This is a genomic window from Candidatus Sericytochromatia bacterium (assembly GCA_035285325.1).
Taxonomy (GTDB): Bacteria; Cyanobacteriota; Sericytochromatia; order S15B-MN24; family JAQBPE01; genus JAYKJB01.
This window is the reverse complement of sequence record JAYKJB010000073.1, coordinates 1-4,233: the sequence shown is the minus strand read 5'-3', so window position 1 is coordinate 4,233 and position 4,233 is coordinate 1. Positions and strand designations below refer to the sequence as shown.

Below are 4,233 nucleotides of genomic sequence, written 5' to 3'. Positions count from 1 at the left end.
GAGCCCACGCTGGCGAGCCAGCAGCGCGGCAATCTGCTCCGGCTGCCTCCGCAGCAGTTCGATCAGGACCTCGTGCAGGGCGGAAAGTGGCATGCCTCCAACCTAGCACGAAATCGAACACATGTTCGAATCGTTCGCGGGCTGTTCTTGAGGAAGCGCTGGGTATCCACTGGACACAGGGGCGATCGCCGCGGGAGCATGGACGGGGCACCAGTGGCCCGCCCGCCAACGGAGGACGCCTGTGGACCCGCTCGACCCCATCCTGGCCTCACTGCTGCAGCAGCACTGGGGCTTCTCCGAGCTTCGCCCGCTGCAGGGCGAGGCCGTGGCGGGGGCCCTGAGCGGGCGAGACGGCCTGGTGATCCTGCCGACGGGCGGTGGCAAGTCCCTGTGCTACCAGCTGCCCGCCCTGGCGCAGGAGGGGCTCACGGTGGTGGTCTCGCCCTTGCTCGCGCTGATTCAGGACCAGGTGGACGGCTTGCGCGCCATGGGCATCGAAGCTGCCGCGCTCACCAGCGTGCAAGACGCGGAAGCCCGCAGCGCCATCCGGGAACGCGTGCGGGCCGGTGAATTGAAGTTGCTCTACGTCGCGCCCGAGGGCCTGGTCGGCGCCGAGGGTGAGATGCCGTCCGGTCTGCGGGCCCTGCTGGCGGACGCGGCGCTGGCCGCCTTCGCCATCGACGAGGCCCATTGCATCAGCCAGTGGGGCCACGAGTACCGTCCGGCCTATCGGCGTCTGGCCTTGTTGCGCAAGCAGTTCCCGGGCGTGCCGATCCGCGCTTTCACCGCCACGGCCACCGAGGCGGTGCGCCGCGACATCGTGGAGACGCTGGGACTGCGGGCACCACAGCTACTGGTGGGCGATTTCGACCGCCCGAACCTGACCTACCGGGCGATTCCACGGAGCAAGGGGCCTGAGCAGGTGCTCGAGGTGATCGCCGCGAATGCCGGGCAGGCCGGTATCATTTATTGCAATTCGCGCAAGGAGGTCGAAACCCTGGCGCAAACGCTGGCCAAGCAGGGCGTGCGGGTGCGTCCCTACCACGCGGGTCTCGACCCGGCCAAACGCCAGCGCAACCAGGCCGCCTTCGCCAGCGAGGCGATCGACGTGATCGTGGCGACGGTGGCGTTCGGGATGGGCATCGACCGCTCGAACGTGCGCTTCGTGGTGCACACGGCCATGCCGAAGGCACTCGAGGCTTACCAGCAAGAGGCGGGGCGGGCAGGCCGCGATGGCCTGCCCGCCGTCTGCGTGCTGCTGCACGGCGCCGGCGATGGCGTACAGTGGCGACGGCGCATGGAAGGGGACCTGCACGGCGAGGCGCTCGAGGCGGCGCTGGCCCGCCTGGCGGCGATGGAGGCCTATGCCACCACCGTCGCCTGCCGCCACCGGCTGCTGGTGGGCTACTTCGATCAGGAGTATGCGCCCGAGTCGTGCGGGGCCTGCGATGTCTGCCTGGGCGAGCAGAAGACGCTGGCTGACGCCGACCCTCTCATCCGTGCTCTGCTGAGCGGGGTGGTCGCGACGGGGCAGCGCTTCGGGGCCGCCCACGTGGTGGATGTGCTGCGGGGCGCCCGCAGCCAGCGGGTGCTGGAGTTGCGCCACGACGCCCTGAGCTGCCACGGCAGCCTGGCCCGCCATGCCGCGCGCGACCTCAAGGTATGGCTCGGGCAGCTGGCCGAACAGGGGCTGCTCGAGCGCCGGGGCGAGTGGGGCGTGCTGGCGCTGACGCCGGCCGGTCAGGCGGCGCTCGAAGCGGAGGCGATCGCCACGGTCCGCCTGACGGCCGCGACCGCGACCAAAGAAAGCCCCAAAACCCGCGGTGGCGCAGTCGCTTCGCGGGGTTCAGCCGAGCAAGGGGTCTTCGAGGCGCTGCGGGACTGGCGGCGGGCGCTCGCCGCCGAGTGGGACGTGGCCCCTTACATGGTGTTGCCGGATACGGCCCTGTGGGAACTGGTCGACACCCGCCCCGCAAGCCTGGCCGCTTTGCGGCGCGTGAAGGGCATCGGCGATCGCCGCGCGGAACGCCTCGGTTCCTCGTTGCTCGAGGCCCTGGCCGCCGCCTGCGCGGAAGCGGGGCTGCCGCTCGCGAGCGCGGAAGCCATCATCGCAACCACCGACCGGGGAGATGAGGCGGAGGTCTTCGCGCAGCTGAAGCGCTGGCGCCTGGCGCAGGCGCGGGAACGCGGCGTGCCGCCCTTCATGGTGTTCGCGGATGCCGTGCTGAAAGAGGTGGCGCGTCGGCGTCCGCCCTCGCGCGCCGCGCTGCTTGGCATCAAGGGCATCGGGGAGCGCAAGCTGGAGGAATTTGGCGACGCCCTGCTGGCGGCGCTGGCGGAGGCCTGCGGCGCCTCGCCGCCCGCGTCGGCGCTGGCGGCCAGCGAAACGGCCCAGGTCTACCTGCGCACGAAACCGGAGGTCAGCCCCCCAGCCGCCCCGACGGACGAGCCCGCCAACCGCTCGCGCTCGGAACAGGGTGCCATTCGCACTTCCAGACCTGCAGATGGGACCACCGCCGGGTCGAAGAGGCCCATCCCGGCGGACGAGCCAACAGCCCTTTCACGCACGGAACAGGACACGCTCACGCTGCTGCGGGAGGGGCATGCACCCGCGGCGATCGCCGGGCTGCGGAAGCTCCAGGAATCCACCATCTACACCCACCTGCGGGCGGCCATCGAGGCCGGGCAGCTCGGCCCGGAGGACTTCCTGCCCGCCGACACGCGCGCCGAGCTGTCGCAGGCGGCCGGCCTGCTGGGGCCTGAGATGGCCTGGGCACCAATGCGGGCACTGCTGCCCGTCGATGTACCCGACGGAGCCCTGACTTGCTGGCTGGCCGCCACCGCACAGGCAGACTGCGCGCCCAGCTGCCCCGACCCGGCCCTGGCGGCACGCTGCCAGGCCCTGCTGCGCGCGCTGGAGGTCCCCCAGGCCGGCTTGGCCCGGCGGCTCGCGCTGACGCTGAACGAGCCGGCCCAACCGCTGCGGGCGCTGGCCGCCTACGCCCTGGGCCGACTCGGCGGCGAGCAGGCCGGCGCAGCCGTGCAGCAAGCCCTGAGCCAGGACCAGGCCCCCTCCTCAATCGTCGCCGCGGCCCTGCTGCGGGCGCTGGGGGATCTGGGGCGCGGCCAGGCGATCGCGCAGGTGCGCGCCCTGACGGCCGACACCGCCGCCCCCCCCGCCTGGCAGGCCCTGGCCCGCAAGGTGCTCCAGCGCCTGGAAGCAGCGAGCGAGGAACCACGCGAGGCGTCGGCCTTTTAAGGCGAGGCTGGGAAACGAGCAGACCGCCTGCGAGGGCGTTAAGTCTCAGCGCGAGACGGATGGGCCGTCAGTGAGCCGCCAGCCAGGCCGTCAGGTCGTCGTGGCTTTCAAAGCCTGGCGCGGCCAGGTACAGCTGCTCCAGGGCGGCGAGAGGCAGGGCTTCAATCCGGGCGATCGCTTCCGCACCCGGCAGCGAACCCCGAGTGCCCAGTTGCCGCGTAATCACGCGCAGCAAGACCTCGCGGGCACCTTCTGCCTTAGCCTCTTCCAGCGCCTTCCTGGCGTTCTTGAAGAAGCGAGTGTTTTCCAGGCCCATGTCGACCTCCAGATACGTCCACAGTGAGGAATCCAGGTGCCAGCGCAGGAATTCATCGTAACCGAGCTGGTCCGTCTCTGACAACGCCGTCAGACTCGACAGCGTGACCTGTAATAACGAGACATCCGCCGGGTCGCGGCAGTGCATCAGCGTCTGCAACAGGGCCGGGTACGGCCGCCCGCTCAGCGCCTCCGGCCCCTCGCGGGGCAGGCTCTCGGGCCCAAGTACCAACGGCCGGAAGTGCTGCTTGGCGTTGATGCGAATCGGTTCCGCCGCCCAGCGCGCCACCTGGGCGTGAGGCGTCACCACCAGCAGCTCGACGTCGCAGCCCCAACGCGCCACGGCGGCGGCCACGTATTGCAGCCAGGTCGCACGCTTGCTCGCATCCCGGCGCAACTGGACCTCCACCACCACCACCAGCTGGGGACGCGAGGGCTGCCCGAACAGCACAATCAGGTCGGCGCGACGGGTCAGAGGGAGCGGCCGCCCCAGTTCCTCGGGCGCCAGGTGCACCGGCACGGCGTCCAGCTTGAGCCCACGCTGGCGAGCCAGCAGCGCGGCAATCTGCTCCGGCTGCCTCCGCAGCAGTTCGATCAGGACCTCGTGCAGGGCGGAAAGTGGCATGCCTCCAACCTAGCACGAAATCGAACACATGTTC

At 70.8% G+C, this 4,233-nt stretch carries 2 protein-coding genes; one reads left to right on the top strand and one right to left on the bottom strand.

Annotated features, from left to right (window positions below; all coding sequences use genetic code 11):
• The first annotated feature begins 241 nt into the window (after positions 1-241).
• Positions 242-3,259, top strand: coding sequence for a RecQ family ATP-dependent DNA helicase (locus VKP62_09905; protein ID MEB3197504.1), 3,018 nt, complete (start codon positions 242-244; stop codon positions 3,257-3,259).
• A gap of 67 nt (positions 3,260-3,326) precedes the next feature.
• Here VKP62_09905 and VKP62_09900 read toward each other — a convergent pair whose 3' ends face one another.
• Positions 3,327-4,199, bottom strand: a complete 873-nt coding sequence (locus tag VKP62_09900; protein MEB3197503.1) for a DUF4351 domain-containing protein — start codon at positions 4,197-4,199, stop codon at positions 3,327-3,329.
• Positions 4,200-4,233: the final 34 nt, after the last annotated feature.

Excerpts from the sequence above, each read along its gene's own strand:
- VKP62_09900 (MEB3197503.1), bottom strand. The coding sequence starts at position 4,199 with ATGCCACTTTCCGCCCTGCACGAGGTCCTGATCGAACTGCTGCGGAGG.